The following is a 17,939-nucleotide window of genomic DNA, read 5'->3' as shown; positions in this document are numbered from 1 at the left end:
GGCTGGGCCACGGTGTGGCTGGTGTCGGTGACGGGCGGGGCAGGAGGCGCGGGCGGCGGCGGAGGCTTGCCCAGCGAGAGCGCGCCCAGGGCGAGCAATCCGGCGGCGGACAGCAGCAGCAGGGTGCGGTTCATGCGGTTCCTCGGGGTGTGTGGCTTTGGCGGGAGGGACACTCGCCCGTCCGCCCCCCGGACCGCATCGGTCACCGGGAGGAGGGTCCCCCCGATGACCGATAACCCAGACGTCAGACATTGCGGCGCGAGGCATTCCGGGTCGCTGGACACCTCACCGCCCCGGTGGGTTCCCGGAGTCGGTGGATCCGGACCCCGAGGTGCCGCTCGGGGAGGATGGGGCGGATCACGATTTCTTCCCGAGACCCGAGAATCGAAGCAACTGCCCTCCCGGGATTCCGATAATCGGGAAGGTCGGAGCTTCTCCGACCGCGACTTCAGAGGGTCGGGACCGCACTGGGAGCGCGCCCGCCAGGAGAGGAAGACATGTCCACGATTGGCAAGACGGGTTCGCGCACCCCCACCTATGTGAAGCCCGAGCCGAAGCAGGAGACGGCGAAGCAGCCGGCCCAGGCGCAGCGCAACGCGGTGAAGACGGCGGTGGACCAGCGGATGCGCGACGGCTTCGACGCGGCCCCGGCTCGCGCGGGCTCGGCGTCCCGGCCGCAGGTGCTCACCGAGACGCGCACCTCGGAGAACGCGCCGCCGAGCCCGGGTGGTGGGCTGGGCAAGGCCATCGCGAAGCTCGGGGAGAAGGTGAAGCAGGCCGCGGGGTCCGCGACGGCGCCGCAGGTGAGCACGAACGCGAACGGTCAGACGGTGGTGGACCTGGGCGCGGGGAACAACACCGCGACGGTGACGATGAACAAGAGCGGCGGGCTGGTCATCCAGTCCGGCTCGGACACGGTGACGCTGTCGCCCGAGCAGTCGAGGAACGCCATCATCAACGGCGGCGCCGGCAATGACTCCATCACCGTGGACAAGAACGTCACGGTGGACGTCACCCTGGACGGCGGCGACGGCAACGACAAGCTGACGGGTGGCGCGGGTCACGACACCATCCGGGGCGGCGCGGGCAACGACACCATCATCGGCGGCGCGGGCAACGACTCAGTGTCCGGTGACGACGGCGACGACTACGTCGAGGGTGGCGCGGGCGACGACCTGGTGCAGGGCGGCGCGGGCCGCGACGTGCTCTATGGCCTGGACGGCAACGACTTGCTCAACGGCGGCGAGGGCCGCGACTACATCGACGCGGGCGCGGGCGATGACACGGCCACGGGCGGCGCGGGTGATGACCAGGTCATCGGCGGCCGCGGCGACGACACCCTGTCGGGTGGCGAGGGCAACGACGCGGTGGCGGGCGGCGCGGGCAAGGACACCGTCAGTGGCAACGCCGGCGACGACAAGCTCTACGTCGAGGAGGGCGAGGAGACGGCGGACGCGGCCGAGGGCGAGCGGACCATCGTCGACATGACGGACGCGGACCAGCGCGGCAGCTCGGTGAAGGTGGAGGGCTCGCCGGAGTTCCAGGCGCGCGTGCAGTCGGACCTGGACGCGATGCGCTCGCTGCCGTCGGGTCAGGAGCTGCTCGGCACGCTGGATAGCAGCGGCCGCTCGACGACGATTCGCGAGACGTCCGGTGGCAACACGGCGTCGGGCACCAACTTCAACGATGGCTTCTTCAACGCGGACGGCACGCCGGGCAAGGGCTCGGATGCGTCGGTGAACTACAACACCACGCGCATCTCGCTCGGTGGCGACGAGTGGATGAACCGTCCCCCCATCGTCGGTCTGTTCCACGAGCTGGTGCACGCGTCCGACATCGCGAACGGCACGCTGGCGAACGGCTCGAAGGACGGCGTGCGCAACCTGGAGACGTCCGCGGTGGGGCTGCCCATCGATCTGGACCAGAACCCGGCCACGCCGGACGTGGTGCAGCCGGGCCGCCCGGGCGAGAACGTCCTGCGCGACGAGCTGAACCTGCCCACCCGTCCGCACTACTAAGCCGCGTTTCGATGTGAGCCGCCAATGATGGCGGGGGCCTCCGAGGGCGCCCCGCCTCCGGTGTGGTGTCGACGTGGATTCAGGGCTGCGCGCAGGGATGCGCCTGCTCCACGAGGGGGGCTCTGCTCGAGCACTCGCCTCTGGCGCCGCGTCGACGTGAGGCAGGGGCCATGTGCTGGGTTGATTCGCACTCCCCTCCGCCAACTCCCTGGAACGACAGGCCCTTCGTGCGACGCGGACGCGTCGTGCGCCAGCGACCCGGTCTCTCGGCCCCATGGAACGAGTGATCTGCTCCCTGCCCCGAGCCTCGAAGCAACTGGCGTCCTGGGGTCCCGATAATCAAGGAGTTCGGCGTTGGTCCGCCTCAGGGAGAAGCCGCATGTCCACGATTGGGAAGACCGGTTCGCGCAGCACCTCGTACGTGAAGCCCGAGCCGAAGCAGGAGACGGCGAAGCAGCCGGCCCAGCGTCCCAACGTGGTGAAGACGGCGGTGGACCAGCGGATGAAGGACGGCTTCGACGCGGCTCCGACGCGCGCGAGCACCCCGTCCCGCACCGGTGGCAGCGACTTCGAGGGCGCGCCTCCTCCTGGCCCTGGTGGTGGACTGGGCAAGGCCATCGCGAAGCTCGGGGAGAAGGTGAAGCAGGCCGCGGGGTCCGCGACGGCGCCGCAGGTGAGCACGAACGCGAACGGTCAGACGGTGGTGGACCTGGGCGCGGGGAACAACACCGCGACGGTGACGATGAACAAGAGCGGCGGACTGGTCATCCAGTCCGGCTCGGACACGGTGACGCTGTCGCCCGAGCAGTCACGGAACGCCATCATCAACGGCGGCGCCGGCAATGACTCCATCACCGTGGACAAGAACGTCACCGTCGACGTCACCCTGGACGGCGGCGACGGCAACGACACGCTGAAGGGCGGCGCGGGTCACGACACCATCCGCGGCGGCGCTGGCAACGACACCATCATCGGCGGCACGGGCAACGACTCGGTGTCCGGTGACGACGGCGACGACTACGTGGAGGGCGGCGCGGGCGACGACCTGGTGCAGGGCGGCGCGGGCCGCGACGTGCTCTACGGCCTGGACGGCAACGACTTGCTCAACGGCGGCGAGGGCCGCGACTACATCGACGGTGGCGCGGGTGACGACACGGCCACGGGCGGCGCGGGCGATGACCAGGTCATCGGCGGCCGTGGCAATGACCGGCTGAGCGGCGGTGAGGGCAACGACGCGGTGGCGGGCGGCGAGGGCGCGGACACCGTCAGCGGCGATGCCGGCGACGACAAGCTCTACGTCGAGGAGAACGAGACCACCGACGGCGCCGCGAGCGAGCGGACCATCGTCGACATGACCGACGCGAGCCAGCGCGGTCGCTCCGTGACGGTGGAGGGCAGTGCGGACTTCCAGGCGCGCACGCAGTCGGACCTGGACGCGATGCGCTCGCTGCCCTCGGGTCAGGACCTGCTGCGCACGCTGGACGACAGCGGCCACTCGACGACCATCAAGGAGACCACCAGCGGCAACTCCGCGTCTCCCGCCAACCGCGATGACGCCTGGTTCAACACGGACGGCACGCCGGGCAAGGGCACCGACGGCACGGTGAACTACAACACCACGCGCACCTCGCTCGGCGGCGAGGAGTGGATGACCCGTCCTCCCATCGTGGCCCTGTTCCACGAGCTGGTGCACGCGTCCGACTACGCCAACGGCACGCTGGCGCGCGGCGAGAAGAACGGCGTCAACAACCGCGAGACGTCCGCGGTGGGACTGCCCATCGACCTGGACCAGAACCCGGCCACGCCGGACGTGGTGCAGCCGGGCCGCCCGGGTGAGAACGTCCTGCGCGACGAGCTGAACCTGCCCACCCGCCCGCGTTACTAGTCCATGCGGACCCTGCTCCAGGCTGGCGCCCTCGGCATGGCGCTGGCCATAATCGTCGGCTGCACGCGGGCGGAGCGCCCGGTGAATGCGGGAGGAAGCGTGGCCCAGGCGGACGTGGTGGAGCTGAAGGTGGAGTCGGTGTCGAGCGGGCCCGAGGGGCTCGCCGTCTCGTACGCGGTGCACAACGGCTCGCCGCGCGAGGTGCTGCTCGTGGACGGCCTGCCGGAGTGGGGCCCCACGGGCTACGTCGGCCTCGCCCCCGAGCGCGCCTACGTGGAGCTCTCCCGTGACGTCGCCGTGCTGCTGCGCGCGCTGGTGCCCGTGCCGGAGAACCTCGACGTGGAGGCGCCCGAGGTCCCCAACGTCAGCGCGCTGGCGCCCGGCGCCACCGTGTCCTCGCGTCTGGTGGTGCCCCTGCCGCTGCGCACGTCGCTGCCCTACGGCCAGGACTCGGAGACGACGCTGGAGCTGTCCGCCGTGCGCGAGCTGCGCCTGCGCGTGGGCTACCTGCCGGACGCCTCCGAGGTGCGGCTGCACGGCACGACGGAAGCGAACGGGCGCACCTTCCGCACCGCCGAGTACGGCCAGGTGGTGACGCGGCAGCGCCTGCTGGACAGCGGGCCGCTGTCGCTCGACGGCGTGAAGTAGTCCGTCAGGGCGTGCGCCACAGCAGGCACGCCGGCGCGTCGTGTCCCGGCATGGCCAGCACCTGGAACGACGCCTCACGAGGCAGCGCGCGGAAGGCCTCCGACTCCACGGCCTTGCGCACCGCCTCGCGCGCGCACTGGAGCGAGCGCACCACCAGCAGCTTCTCGAGCGGAGCGAACACCTCCAGCTCGCGAAGCCCGCGGTCCTCGGCCAGCTCCAGCAGCGCATCCCCCACCGAGCCCAGCCCGAAGCCGCCGCAGGTGTCGAAGTTCGTCGCTGTGTAGTCCTGCGCGTTCTGCTCCCCGGTCTCTTCGTAGTGGTGCTCGACGAGCCCCTGGCCCCACACCTCCTGGGGCACGTAGGGGCTCACGTCGCCGCCCGCCCAGTACAGCAACAGGCCCGACAGCGGCCGGACGCGGGCGCGGCGCACGCCGTCCAGCTCCTCCCAGACGTACGCCTCCTGCCGCAGGTAGCGAGGCTCGCGGTACATCCCGAAGCTCTTCACCAGCCCCGCCGTCATCACCGCGACGAGCCCCGCGTCCACGGCCTGGGCCTCCGCCACCTGCGCGCTCACCCGCTCGAGTCCGTCTGACTCGCGCACCCGTGCGAGCAGCCGCGCGGCGCATGCATCCAGCTCTCGCAGCTCCTCATCGGTCCACACGCGGCGTCAGGCCTCCGGAGGTCGCAGGCGGACCAGGTCATCCACCACGCGCCGCACGCGTCCCTCGTCGAAGGGCTTCTCCAGGAGGAGATTGGGGATGCTCGCCAGGAACTCGCGGGCGCCCGTGGTGAAGGCGCCGCCGGACACGAAGACGAAGCGCCCCTCCAGGCCCGCGTGCGCGCGCCGCACCAGCTCGTAGACGTCGCGCCCCGTCAGGTCCGGCATCATCACGTCGCACAGCACCGCGTCCGGCTTCAGCCCCTGCTCGAGCAGCTCCAGCGCCTGTCGACCGCTGCACGCCACCTCCACCTCGTGGCCGCGCAGGATGCGCTGAAGCACCCGGCCCACGGCGGGCTCGTCGTCCACCACCAGCACGCGTCCCCTGGGCGGACCCACCGGCGCGCCCGAGGGCTCCGGCGACGGGGCCACCGCGCGCGCCTCCGGCTCCGTGGTGGGCAGCACGACGCGGAAGGTGGTGCCCCGGCCCGGCTCGCTCTCCACGGTGATTTCACCACCCAGCCCGTGGACGATGCTGTGACAGATGGACAGGCCCAGCCCCGTGCCCACGCCCACGGGCTTGGTGGTGAAGAACGGGTCGAAGATGCGGTCGATGACCTCGCGGGCGATTCCCACGCCCGTGTCCTGCACCTCCACCACCACGCGCGACAGCCCGTCCCGCCGCGTCGCCAGCCGGATTTCGTGCCGGTGCGCGGAGCCCTCGGGGATGGCCTGCGCGGCGTTCACCACCAGGTTGAGGAAGACCTGGCTCAGCTTGCCCTCGTTCGCCATCACCGAGGGGATGTCGCCGTACTCCCGCTTGAGCTGCGCGCGGTGGCGGATTTCGTTCGCCGCCATCATCGCCACCGACTCCAGCACCGTGTGCACGTCCAGCGGCGACACGCGCTCCTCGTCCGGACGGGAGAACGTCTTCAGCTGGCGCACAATCTGCCGCACCCGCTCCGCGCCCTCGCAGGCCTCGTGCAGCACCTCGCCCCACTCGGCCAGGTCCGGCTCGCCGCGCAGCCGGGCCTGCAGCGCCGAGGCGCCGTCGCCCGGGGGCAGGTTGCGGCGGAACTCGTCCGACAGGAAGCTCAGGTTGGACAACACGAAGGCCAGCGGGTTGTTGATTTCGTGCGCGATGCCCGCCGCCAGCGTGCCCACCGAGGCCAGCCGGTCCGCGAGCGTCAGCCGCGCCTGCAGCTGCCGCTGCTCCGTCACGTCGCGCGCGATGGACACCACCGCGGGCTGTCCGTCGAAGCGCAGGGGCAGCGAGACGACCTCCGCCACGCGCGTGCGCCCGTCGCGCCGCACCAGCCGCCGCTCACCCGTGAGCGCGCCCGCGCGCACCGCCTCCACGCCCCGCATGTCCTTGACGAACTCGGAGAGCTGACGGCCTACGAGCTGCTCGGCCCGCTCGAAGCCCAGCGTGCCCACCAGCGCCGCGTTCGCGTAGACGATGTGCCCGTCCCGCTCGATGGCCGCCGCGTCCGGCACGCCCTCCAACAGCGCGCGGAAGCTCGCCTCGGACAGCCGCAGCGCCTCCTCCGCCTGCCGGCGCTCGGTGATGTCGCGCGCCAGGCCCTCCACCGCCACCATGCGCCCCATGGGGTCCGTCACCGGCACCACCACGTGCTCCAGCCACAGCATGCGGCCGTCCGGGTGCAGGTAGCGCACCGTCACCGGCGCCCCCGCCGACGCGCGCGGCGCCTCGAGCAGCTGCTCCAGCGCGGCGCGGTCCTCCGGGTGCACGCGCCGGTACCACAGGTCCGCGTCGCCGTAGTGAGCCACCGGCCCGTGGCCCAGCTTCGCGTGCGCCACCCGGCTGACGTAGACGAAGCCCCGGGGCGCCTCGCGCCGGTACAGGTACAGCACGTCCGACGCGTTCTCCGCGAGCTGACGGAACCGCCGCTCACGCTCGCGCAGCGCGCGCTCCGACTCGCGCCGCTCCAGCGCGACGGAGATGGCGCCCGCCGCGGCGGACAGCAGGTCCACCTCCAGCCGGTCCCACCGCCGCGCCTCCGCGCAGTTGTCGAAGCCCACGAAGCCCGTCAGCACCCCCTGCACGCGCAGGGGCAGCACCAGGATGGAGAGGATGCCCTGCGGTTCCAGCAGCGCCCGCTCCAGCTCGGGGAAGCTCGCCACCAGGCCCTCGATGACGTCGCCCCGCGACAGCGTCGTCTCCCAGCGCTCCAGCGCGGGCACCATGGGCACGTTCTGCAGGTCCGGGTTGTCTATCTCCGCGTGCACGCCCGGCGCGCACCACTCCGCGCGCTGGCTGCACAGCCGCTCACCGGACGGGCCCGGGTGCAGGTCGAAGACGTAGACGCGGCTGGCCCCCGCGGCGAGCCCCAGCGACGACAGCACGGAGCCGTACAGGTCTCCGCCGTCGCGCACCGCGAGCAGCCGCTGCTGCATCTCCACCAGCGCCGTGAGGTAGCGCTCACGCCGCGCCAGCGCCCCGTCCGACGCCTTGCGCTCGGTGATGTCGTTGAGCGTGCCGGACGTGCCCACCAGCTCGCCGTCCTCGCCCACCATCACCCGGCCGAAGACCTCCACCCAGCGGAAGCCTCCCTCGCGCGTCAGGTAGCGCACCTCGATGCGCACGTGCTCCACCTCGCGCGTCATCAGCCGGCGCAGGTTCTCCCGACAGGGCGCGTGGTCCTCCGGGTCCACGAAGTCGAGGAACGACCTGCCCAGCGACACGTCCACCGCGTGGCCGGTGATTTCCGTCCACGCCCGGTTGAGGAACGTCCACCGGCCCTGCACGTCCGTCTGGAACACCACCTCCTTCAGGCTGTCGATGACGAGCCGGTAGCGTCGCTCGTGTGGAGTCCAGTCTGGCCTGGGGGGCGGCGTCTGCATGTTGAGGCTCGAGGAAGTGGACGGCGCTCATCCGGACGTGGAGTCCGGACGATGTGCAACTATCCAACGATTCAGGATTTCCTGCAGTCCAAGCAAGGGGGCTGGCCTGACCCCGGGAGGGTTGGGATTCAGACCGCGTGCCTCTGGATGTTGTGCGAGGGCGGGGAGTTGTCTTCCTTCAGGCGGGTGGGGATGCCACCATGCCACGAGCGGAAAGTCCCTGAACTCATGTCCTCTGGCCGCGCCCAGCTTTCTTTGATTCATCAGGCGCTCGCGGAACGGGCAGAAGCCCGGTTGAGCGATGCGGCGCTGCGCCTGCTCGTGGAGCAGGCGGGCGAGGCCGTGCTGCTGATGGATGCGACGGGCCGCGTGCTCGCCTTCAACTCCGAAGCCGGGTCGCGCTTTCGGATTCCCCCGCCCGAGAGAATCGAGCCTCACGGCAATCTTCCAGGCTGCGTCTGGGTTCGGCTGGACCAGGGCGGTGGGGTGCCCGCGGTGTCTCCGCTGTTCCGGGCGCTCGCGGGCGAGGGGGTGCGCGACGAGCGCTGGGGCCTGCGCCGTCCGGACGGCACGCGGGTGGTGCTCGAGGGGAGCGTGTTCCCGGTGGGGCAGGAGCCCGGCGCGAAGCCGGCCGGCGTGCTGCTGCGCGCGCGGGAGGTGATGGAGGAGCCGCGGCTGGACGCGATGCGCGCGGCGCGGCTGCTCGCGGAGGCGGGCGCGCTCCTGGCCGCGGAGCTGGAGAACGAGGAGCGGGTGGAGCCGCTCTTGCGGCTGCTCGTGCCCACGTTGGCGGACGCGGGGGTGTTCTTCCTGGGGGCCGGCGGCGAGGCGGTGCGCGCGGCGGCGGCGGTGCACGCGGAGCCGGAGCGCCACGTCCTGCTGGTGGACATGCTGCGGCGCTACCCGCCGGACCCGCTGGACCCGCGCGGGCTGCCGGCCCTGTTCCTCACCGGGCGCACCGAGCGGGTGGCCGAGCTGTCGGACGCGCACGTGGAGGCCCTCACCCGGGACTCCGAGCACGCGCGGCTGTTCGCGCTCCTCGGCGTGACGCGCTACCTGGGAGTGCCGTTGGTGGCGCGCGGGCGCGTCATCGGCGCCCTGGCGCTGTTCCGCTCGGAGGGGGCGCCCGCCTTCGGTGACGAGGAGGAGCGGGTGGCGGAGGAGCTGGCGCGGCGGGCGGCGCTGTCCCTGGACAACGCGCGGCTGTTGCGCGAGGCGCGCGAGGCGGTGCGGCTGCGCGACGAGTTCCTGGGCATCGCCAGCCACGAGCTGAAGACGCCGCTGACGCCGCTGCACCTCAAGGTGCAGCTGCTCCAGAAGCAGGTGGACGTGCTGGCCGCCCACGGCAAGCCCGTGTCCGCCGAGCGCGTCTCCGAGACGCTGGACGTGGTGCAGCGCCAGGTGCGCAAGCTGACCAGCCTGGTCGACAACTTGCTGGACGTGTCGCGCATCACCGCCGGCCGGCTGAAGCTGGAGCTGGAGGAGATGGACCTGGCGAGCGTGGCGGCGGAAATCCTCTACCGCTTCGCGCCGTCCGCGGCCCAGCTCCACTGCTCGCTGGAGATGCACGCGCCGGTGCCGGTGCTGGGGCGGTGGGACCGGCTGCGGCTGGAGCAGGTGGTCACCAACCTGCTGTCCAACGCGCTGAAGTACGGCGCGGGCCAGCCCGTGCGCCTCACGGTGGAGGCCGACGGGCGCACCGCGCGCCTCACCGTGGAGGATGGCGGCATCGGCATCTCCGCGCAGGACCTGCCGCGCATCTTCGAGCGCTTCGAGCGCGCGGTGAGTGACCGGCACTACGGCGGCCTGGGGCTGGGGCTCTACATCACCCGGCAGATTGTCGAGGCGTTCGGCGGCACGGTGAGGGCCACGAGCACGCTGGGGCAGGGCTCCACCTTCGTGCTGGAGCTGCCCCGGGGCGACATCCCGGACGAGTGGCTGTCCGTGCCGGGCGCGCCCGAGCCTGGGCCCTGAGTCACGCGGCCGCGTCGGACACGGCGGGCGGCGCGACGGTGCGCGGCAGCCGGACGTGGAACGCGCTGCCCTGCTGCGGCCCCGGGCTCTCCGCCCAGATGGTGCCGCCGTGGCGCTCCACGATTTCGCGGCAGATGAACAGGCCCAGGCCCAGGCCGCCGTAGTGGCGCGCGGTGGCGTTGGACGCGCGCGCGAAGGGACGGAACAGCCCCGCCAGGCTCTCCGGGGGGATGCCGATGCCCTCGTCCTTCACGTGCACGTGGATGCTGTCCGGCGCCTCCTCCAGCGTCACCCGCACCAGGCCCCCCTGGGGCGAGTAGCGCACGGCGTTGCTCACCAGGTTGGTGAGCACCTGGTCCAGCCGGGGCGCGTCCCAGTCGCCCTCCACGGGATGCTCGGGCACGTGCAGCTGGAAGGTGACGCCGCCCTCGCCGCGCAGCTCGAAGCGCTCCATCACCTCGCGCAGCACGGGCAGCAGGTCCACGCGTTGGCGCTCCAGCTCGAAGCGGCCGCCCTGGATGCGCGCGGTGTCGAGCAGGTCATCCACCAGCCGGGCCAGCCGCGCCGTCTGCCGCGCCATGGAGCGCAGCGCCTTGAGCAGCCGCTCGCGCTCCGGGAAGTCGCCGCTCTTCTCCAGCCGCTGGAGCGTCAGGGCCGCGAAGCCCTTGAGCGGCGTGAGGGGCGTGCGCAGCTCGTGGCTCGCCACACTGAGGAACTCCTCGCGCGCGCGCACTGCCTCCTTCAGCTCCGCCTGCGTGGCGCCGGTGCGGTCCGCCATCTCGTTGAAGCCGCGCGCCAGCTCTCCCAGCTCGTCGTCCTCCTCCACCTCCACGCGGCGGGTGAGGTCGCCCGCGGCCAGGGCGGCGGTGGCCTCGCGCAGCGTGCCCAGCCGGCGGATGACGTCGCGCGCGACGAGCTGGGAGAGCGCCAGGGCCAGCAACACGCCCATCAGCACCAGTCCCACCACGGCCGCGCTCATGCGCGTAATCGCCGCGTACGCCACGCCCAGCTCCTGCGTCACCACAACGCTCCAGGGCGAGCCCTCCACGGGCGCCTCGGCCGCGAGCACGCGCCGGTCCGCCGCGTCGAACGCCTCCAGCACGCCGCCACCGGGCCGCGCCAGCTCCTCCTGCAGCGCCTCCGGCAGGTGCGCGGAGCCCAGGAGCTGGGCGCCCGGCGCGGTGTCCCGGAGGATCTTCTGCCCGCGCCGGTCCAGCACCTGCACGCGGAAGCGGCGCGACGCGGGCGTGGCGGCCTCGCTCAGCCGCTCGAGCGAGAGCAGCCCCACGAGCAGGCCCCGGCGCGCGCCGTGGAGGTCGAGCTGGAAGGGCAGGGCCACGGCCACGAGCGGCTTGTCGGGCGGCCGGGTGAAGGGCAGCGACAGCGGCAGCTCTCCGGGCGCGGGCGCCTCGGGGAACAGCTCCCGCATCTGGAAGCCCCAGCCCTCCAGGCCCTCGGAGGTGGCCAGCACCGTCGCGCGCTCGTCCAGCACCAGCGCGGCGTGGAAGGTGCGCTCGCGCGCGGCGAGGTTGGAGAGGTACGGCCGCAGGGACTCGCGCTCCCCGCTCATGAGCGCGGCGCGGAAACCCGGTGACTCCAGCAACAGGTACAGCGATTCGCGCGAGTCATCCAGGTAGCGCCGGGTGAAGTCCGCCTCGCCCGCCGCCGCGTAGCGCGTGTCGTCGCGCACCTGCTTCTCGATGGCCTTCTGCGCCAGGTACGCGGCCAGGCCCCCCAGCGCGAGCAGCGGCACCAGGCCCGCGAAGGCCAGCCCGCGCAACAGCTTCCAGCCCACCGTGCGCGGCGCGCGCGGCCGCCAGCTCACCGCCTGCGCGACACACGCGAGCGCCAGCACGGTGTAGACGCTGGCGCCCAGCCACGACGCGCCCCGCGCCAGCGCGTACGCCAGCAGCGAGAAGGGCACCGCGAGCACGCCCATCAGCAGCGCGGGCACGCGCGGGTGCAGCCAGCGCGCGGGCAGGAGCAGCCCCACGCCGCCCGCCGCGAAGAGCAGGCCCACCAGCGGGCGCAGCGGGGCCAGGTGCGCGTAGACGGACAGCGGGAAGCGCTCCGGCACGGACAGCAGCGCCACGCCGAACGCGGTGCCGGTGAGGGCGGCGAGCCCCCGCAGCATGGCGCGCTGGCGCAGGGCGGGAATCCCCTCCAGGAGCAGCCCGACGAACAGCAGCGGGTACAGCACGATGCCCGTGAGGCTGCCGGGCAGCACGTTGAGCACCCACCAGTACAGCGCGATGGCCACGCCCAGCAGCAGGCGCCCGCCCACGTCCAGCCAGCGCGGCGCGCGCGGATAGAGCAGGGCGCCCATCAGGGCGATGCTGCCGGTGAGGTACACGACGCCCAGCAGCCGCACGTACGGGTACAGGGGCCGGAACGCGGCCACCCGGAACTCGTAGGGCACGTACGTCATCAGCACGCCGAACAGCAGGCCGATGAGCGCCGCGGGCCAGGTCAGCGGCAGCAGGGTGGCGGAGGCGGGCGCCTGGGGCGTGCGCGCTGTGGGGAGTGGGGACATCTTCCCGGATTCAGGCGTGGCCGGGCCCATGGTTCTAGTGCTCCCTCGCCGAGCGTCGGGGGCCTGACACCCCGGACGACCAGGGCGGGACACCCGGCGTCAGGCGACCTCGAGCACCGTCCACTCGCGCACCTCGCCCGCCAGCGTCACTTCGATGGTGTCTCCCGCCTTGCGGCCCATGAGCGCGCGGCCCACGGGGGAGGCGGGGGTGATGACGGACAGGAAGCCGTCGCCGCCGGGGCCCGTCAGCTCCGTGCCCGCGCCCACCGGCAGCACGAAGAAGGTCCGCTCCGCGAAGCCCTCCTCGTCCTCGGTGCTGACGTCCACCAGCGCGCCCAGTCCCACCGGGCCCTGGCGCGAGAAGCGCGGCATGGGGGCCTGGCCGAAGTGCGTCAGCGCCTGGAGCTCCTCCTGCACCCGGCGGGCGCGGTTGGCCTGCCCCGTGGCCAGGCTGCCGAACTCCAACGCCGCGCGGCCGTCCTCCTTCTTCTCCGACTCGGTGGCCAGGCTGCGGGCCGCCTCGCGAGCCTCGGCCTCGGCCCTGTGGGCCAGCCGGTCGCTCTGCTGGAGGCGCTCGGCGAGCTGGAGGAGCAGTGCCTGCTTGTCGAGTGACATGATGGCACAGAACTGTAGCGCGCCTGGGCGCCGGCTCCAGTTTTCCGTCGCCACCGGGCACCTGCTCGCGACCTCGCGCCGTGTGGGCCGATGCGACATCCCGTGCACCTGGGCGTTCTTCCTCGTGGCAAGCCCGTACACGACCCGTGCCCACACCCACCGGGAAGGACGCGACAGATGGAGAACGAGGAGCTGCGGGGCCACATCCGCGAGGTCGCCCGGGAGGTGCTGGGCGAGGCGCTCTCGCTGGGCGTCACCACCTGGCACGCGCCGCCGCGGGGCTACGTCAACGTCGACGAAATCGACCCGGACACGGGACAGGTCGCCTTCCGCACCCTGATGTCGACGCTGGGCGAGGTGCGCCTGCGGCTGTGGGCGAAGAAGCAAGGCCTGCTCGAGGAGGTCGAGACGCTGGCGAAGCGGCTCAGGGCGCTCGCCCCGCGTCCTCCGTCGGAGCAGGAGCAGTGGGAACTGAGGGTGCTCGCGCTGGCGCAGCAGGTCCTGGAGCCCGCGGGGCACGACGCCGTGGTCGAGTGGCGGGGCGACGGCCATCTCGAGGTGGGCGTGCACACCTTCGACAGGCGCGAGTGGCGCTTCGAGCTCGAGACGCTGGCGACCACGCGCGGGGAGGTCCCGGAGCCGGGATGCGCGCGGCGATTGGGGCTGGAGGCCCAGGCCCTGGCGCTGGCGGCGAAGCTGGGGGCGCTGGGATTCCAGGCGATGAGGGACCCGGAGCCCGAGGACGAGGCGGCGCGGGTGCCGGGCGTGGTGGAGGCGGTGCTCGAGCAGTTCGAGTACGCCCACCACCCGCTGAACCGCCTCTTCGACTCCCTGGGCATGCCGGACTGGGATGACATTGACGACGACCGGCTGCGGCGTCGGGTGCTGGAGCAGGTCTGCGCGCACGTGCGAGCGCGCGCCGAGGAGGAGAAGACCTGGCCGGACGTCATCCCCGCGGACCGGCTGGAGGCGGCGTTTGACGTGCTGCGCGCGCGGGGCTTCGTGGCGGAGATGTCCGCGTCCACCACGATGAGCGGCGGGTGGGAGGTGTCACGCGAGCTGGCGGACCTGCGCCGGGAGCAGGGCGAGACGATTGTCGGCACGGTGTTCTTCGACCAGCAGGACGCGGCCTCCGCGATGGAGGGCCACCCGCTGCACCTGGCCTATGGGCTCGTCAACGACGCGGAGGACGACGCGCGCGAGGACGAGCGCACCGAGGAGGAGGACGCGAAGGTGAGCGAGGACGCGGCGGCGGTGGGGCGCACCATCGTCGAGGTGCTGCGCGAGCACGGCTTCACGCCGGAGTGGAGCGGCGACTCCCACAGTCGAATCATCCTGAAGCCGGCCTTCGTCTGGCGGCGTCGGCGCGCGCGGGTGGACACCACCGAGACGTGGTCCTTGGGTGAAGGCAACCGAATCCTGGCGCTGCTGGTGGAGTTCCTGCCCAGGCTGCGCACGTTCGAGTTCTTCCCCGGGGACGACGTGGGGGTGCATGAGCTGCGCTCGGACAGCCTGCGCGAGCTCACCCTGTGCTACGACCGGGAGGAGGCCGCGAAGGACGCGCTCGCCACGGTGGTGGCCCCGGCGCGCGAGCGCTTCCCCGCGCTCCAGTCGCTCACGGTGAGGGCGGGCGGCTTCGAGCAGACGGTGGAGCTCTGAACGCGGGGGATGTGCCCTGAAGGGAACAGGCCCCGTGCGACGAGCGAGCCCTGCCCCGGGCAAGTAGGGCATGCTGTCGCCCATGACGCCCCAGGAACTGTCACAGAAGGCCCGGCAGCTCGTCGCCGATGGCGCGGTGCTGCTGGACGTGCGCACCCCTCAGGAGTTCCAGCAGGGACACCCCGAGGCCGCTCGCAACATCCCCGTGCAGGAGCTGCCCCAGCGCGTCAAGGAGGTCGGCCCGCCCGGCACCCCCGTGGTGGTGTACTGCGCCGCCGGAGGCCGCAGCGCGGTGGCCACACAAATTTTGCGCGCCAATGGTTTTCCGGACGTCTTCGACCTGCGCTCGGTGAACAACTGGTGACCGCGGGGCCGTGCGAGGCCCGGGCCCCGCGCGACGCGTGACAAGGCGGGCGGCATGGAGCAGCGTGCCGTCGCTCCCGTCATGAACCGCACCGCTGGTTTCCTCATCGTGGCCCTGTCTGGAGCGTGCTTCGGCGCGCTCGGGCTCTTCGGGCGCCTGGCCTATGCGGCGGGCGCGGACGTCTCCACGCTGCTGTTCCTGCGCTTCACGCTGGCCGGCTCGGTGCTCGGCGCGGCGATGGTGGCGCTGCGCCAGCCGCTGCCCAGGGGGCGCCTGCTGGTGTCGCTCATCCTGCTGGGCGCGGTGGGCTACGTGAGCGAGGCGGGCGTGTACTTCGCCGCGCTCCAGCACGCGCCCGCGGGGCTGGTGGCGCTGCTCTTGTACTCGTTCCCGGCGCTGGTGGCGCTGCTCCAGGTGTTCGTCTTCCGCGAGAAGCTGGGGCGCATCAAGTGGGTGGCGGTGGTGCTGGCCCTGGGTGGCACGGGGCTCACGGCGGACCTGAGCCAGGGTGGCGTGACGCCGCTGGGGGTGACGCTGGGGCTGTTGTCCGCGCTGCTGTACGCCGTGTACGTCGTCACCAGCGCGCGCGTGGCGGGCCGCGCGGGGCCGCTGGTCTCCAGCACCGTCATCCTGATGTCCGCGGGGCTCACCTTCGGCCTGGCGACGCTGGTGAAGGGGCCGTCCTTCCCCACGACGACGCTGGGCTGGGCCGCGGTGGTGGGCCTGTCGCTCATCTCCACCGTGGCCGCCGTGTTCCTCTTCTTCCTGGGCATGGCGCGCATCGGCCCGGTGAACACGTCGCTGGTGTCCAACATGGAGCCGCTGACGGCGGTGGTGCTGAGCGCGCTCTTCCTGGGCGAGCGGCTCAGCCTGCGCCAGGGCCTGGGCGGGGTGCTCATCCTCACGGCCGCCGTGCTGCTCGCGCGCTCGGATGTCCCGGGACAGAGCCTGAGGCCCGAGGGCGCGGATACCATCGCGTGAGGCACACCCGCCCGGGAGTGCCTCACGTGGGCCGTCGAGGGACTACCGCGTCACGCGCTGGATGAACCGGCTCACGTCGCGCACGAAGGTCTGGGGCAGCTCCGCGTGGGGCGCGTGGCCGGTGTCGGGGTAGAGGATGAAGCGCGCGTCGGGCAGCGCATTGACGAGGGCCTGCTGCTGCGCGACGGGGAAGAAGCCGTCCTGGTCTCCGCCCACCACGAGCACGGGCACGCGGATGGAGCCAAGGCGCTGGGAGTGGTCCTCCGCGATGAGCCCGTCGAGCGAGTCCTGCCACACGCGCGCGGGGACCTTGAGGCTCTCCGACACGAGCGTGTCCAGGTAGGACGCGGGCACGGGGCGCACGAAGGTGCTCGACTGGAACTCGCGCACGAAGTCGGGGTCGACGGTGCCCACCTGCTCGTCGACGACGGACTTCAGGCCCAGGGCCACCTCGTTGCCCGCGACGGTGGGGGCCGAGCCCACCAGCACCAGCGCCTCCACGCGGCGCGGGTGGTCCAGCGCCACCTGCTGCGCGATGAAGCTGCCCATCGAGTGGCCGACGAGGATGGCGCGAGGCTCACCCACGGCGTCGAGGAAGGCCGCCACATCCGCCGCGAAGTGCTGCTGCGTGTAGCAGCACGCGGGGCGGGACGAGTCGCCGTGGCCGCGCTGGTCCAGCGCGTAGATGTGCAGGTCGCGTGAGAAGCGCGACAGGTTCAGGTCCCAGGTGTGGTGCGAGTCCGTGTAGCCGTGCAGGAAGACGACGGCGGGGCCACGCCGCGAGCCCTGCTCCACATAGCGGAGCGTCACGCCGGTGCGCAGGCGGATGGAGCGCTCGCGGGGCGCGGAGGACAGCTCGCTCGACTGCGTCAGGCTCTCGGTGTCCGCGGGAGCCGCGGTGGGCTCCGCCTCGGACGCGGGGCCACAGGCGAGCAGGGGAAGCGTGAGCAGGGCGGCGAGGAGCGTCTTCATGGATGCGTGCCTTGTCCAGTCCCGGCGGGGAATCCGCCGTGCACGCATCATCCTACGACTACCTCTGACATTGCCTCGGTTGTCGCGACGTGTGGGGTCGTCTTCGCTCCAGGTCCGAGGTGAAACAGACCCGGTTGAGATGTCTCACGCCGCTCGGAGCGGAAGGTTCTCGCCAGGATGTTTCAGGGTGTGTCGTTGGCGGCCTTGGCCTTGTCTTGTTGCTTCGCGTCCGGGGCATCCGAGGAGGGGGCGGGGCCGTACACGGGCTCGCTGGAGGGCGGCGGCGGACGCTCCCGGAAGGTCCGGTCGATGCTGGACGGGTCGTTCGGATGGTTGACCTCGCTGATGGGCAGGGAGCGGGCCAGCCACCAGTAGCTGCTGCAGCCCGTGAAGAAGAGACTGGCGATGACGGCGATGGCGGCGTGACGCATTCGTTTCTCCAACGGCCCCAGGGAGCCTGCATCCTAACCGCTCCCTCCACGCGGGTGACCTGAGAGAGAGCTCGCGAGGCCATGACACCCGAGCGGTGGGAACTGCGCACCCGGACCGCCCGCACGGGTGTGACGCCCCTCACAACGCGCCGCATCGTCGCCTCTAGGAGGGCTGTCGTCCGGGCCGCTTCGGAGGGGCGGCGATGCCCGCTGTAACCTTTCGCCGCCCATTTTCGTGGAGTCGTCGAACGCCGGGACTTCCCCCGGCGGTGCGACGGAGGACGGACATGGAGGCGAAGAAGGTGGCGGTGGTGGGAGGCGGCTTGCTGTCTCTTA

At 72.2% G+C, this 17,939-nt stretch carries 13 protein-coding genes; 7 read left to right on the top strand and 6 right to left on the bottom strand.

The window, feature by feature from the left end:
* Window positions 1-497: 497 nt before the first annotated feature.
* The 3 genes from FL311_RS28955 to FL311_RS28945 all read left to right on the top strand — a co-directional run bounded on the left by FL311_RS28955 (window position 498) and on the right by FL311_RS28945 (window position 4,551).
* Entirely contained in the window at window positions 498-2,018 is a 1,521-nt protein-coding gene (locus FL311_RS28955) for a M91 family zinc metallopeptidase (RefSeq protein WP_141330086.1), read from the top strand.
* Window positions 2,019-2,397: 379 nt separating this feature from the next.
* The gene (locus FL311_RS28950; RefSeq protein ID WP_141330084.1) at window positions 2,398-3,903 is read left to right on the top strand and encodes a M91 family zinc metallopeptidase; all 1,506 of its coding nucleotides are present in this window, start codon (window positions 2,398-2,400) and stop codon (window positions 3,901-3,903) included.
* Window positions 3,904-3,906: 3 nt separating this feature from the next.
* Complete coding sequence (locus FL311_RS28945; protein ID WP_141330082.1) at window positions 3,907-4,551, top strand: hypothetical protein; 645 nt, start codon at window positions 3,907-3,909, stop codon at window positions 4,549-4,551.
* Between the two features lie 4 nt (window positions 4,552-4,555).
* Here the strand turns inward: FL311_RS28945 and FL311_RS28940 are convergent, their stop codons facing one another.
* Together FL311_RS28940 and FL311_RS28935 are read right to left on the bottom strand one after the other, a co-directional pair.
* Entirely contained in the window at window positions 4,556-5,212 is a 657-nt protein-coding gene (locus tag FL311_RS28940) for a hypothetical protein (protein WP_141330079.1), read from the bottom strand.
* 6 nt (window positions 5,213-5,218) lie between these two features.
* On the bottom strand, window positions 5,219-8,074 hold the full coding sequence (locus tag FL311_RS28935; protein ID WP_141330077.1) for a PAS domain S-box protein: 2,856 nt from the start codon (window positions 8,072-8,074) through the stop codon (window positions 5,219-5,221).
* A gap of 294 nt (window positions 8,075-8,368) precedes the next feature.
* Between FL311_RS28935 and FL311_RS28930 the strand changes: the two genes are divergently transcribed.
* Complete coding sequence (locus FL311_RS28930) at window positions 8,369-10,048, top strand: GAF domain-containing sensor histidine kinase (RefSeq protein WP_228557148.1); 1,680 nt, start codon at window positions 8,369-8,371, stop codon at window positions 10,046-10,048.
* 1 nt (window position 10,049) lies between these two features.
* Here FL311_RS28930 and FL311_RS28925 read toward each other — a convergent pair whose 3' ends face one another.
* Together FL311_RS28925 and FL311_RS28920 are read right to left on the bottom strand one after the other, a co-directional pair.
* Entirely contained in the window at window positions 10,050-12,581 is a 2,532-nt protein-coding gene (locus FL311_RS28925) for a sensor histidine kinase (protein ID WP_228557147.1), read from the bottom strand.
* A gap of 99 nt (window positions 12,582-12,680) precedes the next feature.
* The gene (locus FL311_RS28920; RefSeq protein ID WP_141330071.1) at window positions 12,681-13,196 is read right to left on the bottom strand and encodes a GreA/GreB family elongation factor; all 516 of its coding nucleotides are present in this window, start codon (window positions 13,194-13,196) and stop codon (window positions 12,681-12,683) included.
* Between the two features lie 177 nt (window positions 13,197-13,373).
* Between FL311_RS28920 and FL311_RS28915 the strand changes: the two genes are divergently transcribed.
* The 3 genes from FL311_RS28915 (at window position 13,374) to FL311_RS28905 (ending at window position 16,200) form a co-directional block, all read left to right on the top strand.
* Window positions 13,374-14,855 (top strand): hypothetical protein, encoded by a 1,482-nt coding sequence (locus FL311_RS28915; protein ID WP_141330069.1) that lies wholly within the window; start codon window positions 13,374-13,376, stop codon window positions 14,853-14,855.
* A gap of 82 nt (window positions 14,856-14,937) precedes the next feature.
* On the top strand, window positions 14,938-15,219 hold the full coding sequence (locus FL311_RS28910) for a rhodanese-like domain-containing protein (protein WP_141330090.1): 282 nt from the start codon (window positions 14,938-14,940) through the stop codon (window positions 15,217-15,219).
* Window positions 15,220-15,273: 54 nt separating this feature from the next.
* On the top strand, window positions 15,274-16,200 hold the full coding sequence (locus tag FL311_RS28905) for a DMT family transporter (protein WP_228557146.1): 927 nt from the start codon (window positions 15,274-15,276) through the stop codon (window positions 16,198-16,200).
* 42 nt (window positions 16,201-16,242) lie between these two features.
* On the opposite strand, the gene FL311_RS28900 is transcribed toward FL311_RS28905, so the two are convergent.
* Both FL311_RS28900 and FL311_RS28895 read right to left on the bottom strand, forming a co-directional pair.
* Window positions 16,243-17,172 (bottom strand): alpha/beta fold hydrolase, encoded by a 930-nt coding sequence (locus FL311_RS28900; protein WP_141330067.1) that lies wholly within the window; start codon window positions 17,170-17,172, stop codon window positions 16,243-16,245.
* Window positions 17,173-17,354: 182 nt separating this feature from the next.
* Entirely contained in the window at window positions 17,355-17,603 is a 249-nt protein-coding gene (locus tag FL311_RS28895; RefSeq protein ID WP_141330065.1) for a hypothetical protein, read from the bottom strand.
* Window positions 17,604-17,939: the final 336 nt, after the last annotated feature.

The organism is Myxococcus sp. AB025B, assembly GCF_006518215.1.
GTDB lineage: Bacteria > Myxococcota > Myxococcia > Myxococcales > Myxococcaceae > Myxococcus > Myxococcus fulvus.
The sequence above is the reverse complement of the archived record's forward strand: the minus strand, read 5'-3'. Positions and strand labels throughout refer to the sequence as shown.

Coding starts and splice junctions, on each gene's coding strand:
- FL311_RS28955 (WP_141330086.1), top strand. CDS start 498: ATGTCCACGATTGGCAAGACGGGTTCGCGCACCCCCACCTATGTGAAG.
- FL311_RS28950 (WP_141330084.1), top strand. CDS start 2,398: ATGTCCACGATTGGGAAGACCGGTTCGCGCAGCACCTCGTACGTGAAG.
- FL311_RS28945 (WP_141330082.1), top strand. CDS start 3,907: ATGCGGACCCTGCTCCAGGCTGGCGCCCTCGGCATGGCGCTGGCCATA.
- FL311_RS28935 (WP_141330077.1), bottom strand. CDS start 8,074: ATGCAGACGCCGCCCCCCAGGCCAGACTGGACTCCACACGAGCGACGC.
- FL311_RS28925 (WP_228557147.1), bottom strand. CDS start 12,581: ATGTCCCCACTCCCCACAGCGCGCACGCCCCAGGCGCCCGCCTCCGCC.
- FL311_RS28920 (WP_141330071.1), bottom strand. CDS start 13,196: ATGTCACTCGACAAGCAGGCACTGCTCCTCCAGCTCGCCGAGCGCCTC.
- FL311_RS28915 (WP_141330069.1), top strand. CDS start 13,374: ATGGAGAACGAGGAGCTGCGGGGCCACATCCGCGAGGTCGCCCGGGAG.
- FL311_RS28910 (WP_141330090.1), top strand. CDS start 14,938: ATGACGCCCCAGGAACTGTCACAGAAGGCCCGGCAGCTCGTCGCCGAT.
- FL311_RS28905 (WP_228557146.1), top strand. CDS start 15,274: ATGGAGCAGCGTGCCGTCGCTCCCGTCATGAACCGCACCGCTGGTTTC.
- FL311_RS28900 (WP_141330067.1), bottom strand. CDS start 17,172: ATGAAGACGCTCCTCGCCGCCCTGCTCACGCTTCCCCTGCTCGCCTGT.
- FL311_RS28895 (WP_141330065.1), bottom strand. CDS start 17,603: ATGCGTCACGCCGCCATCGCCGTCATCGCCAGTCTCTTCTTCACGGGC.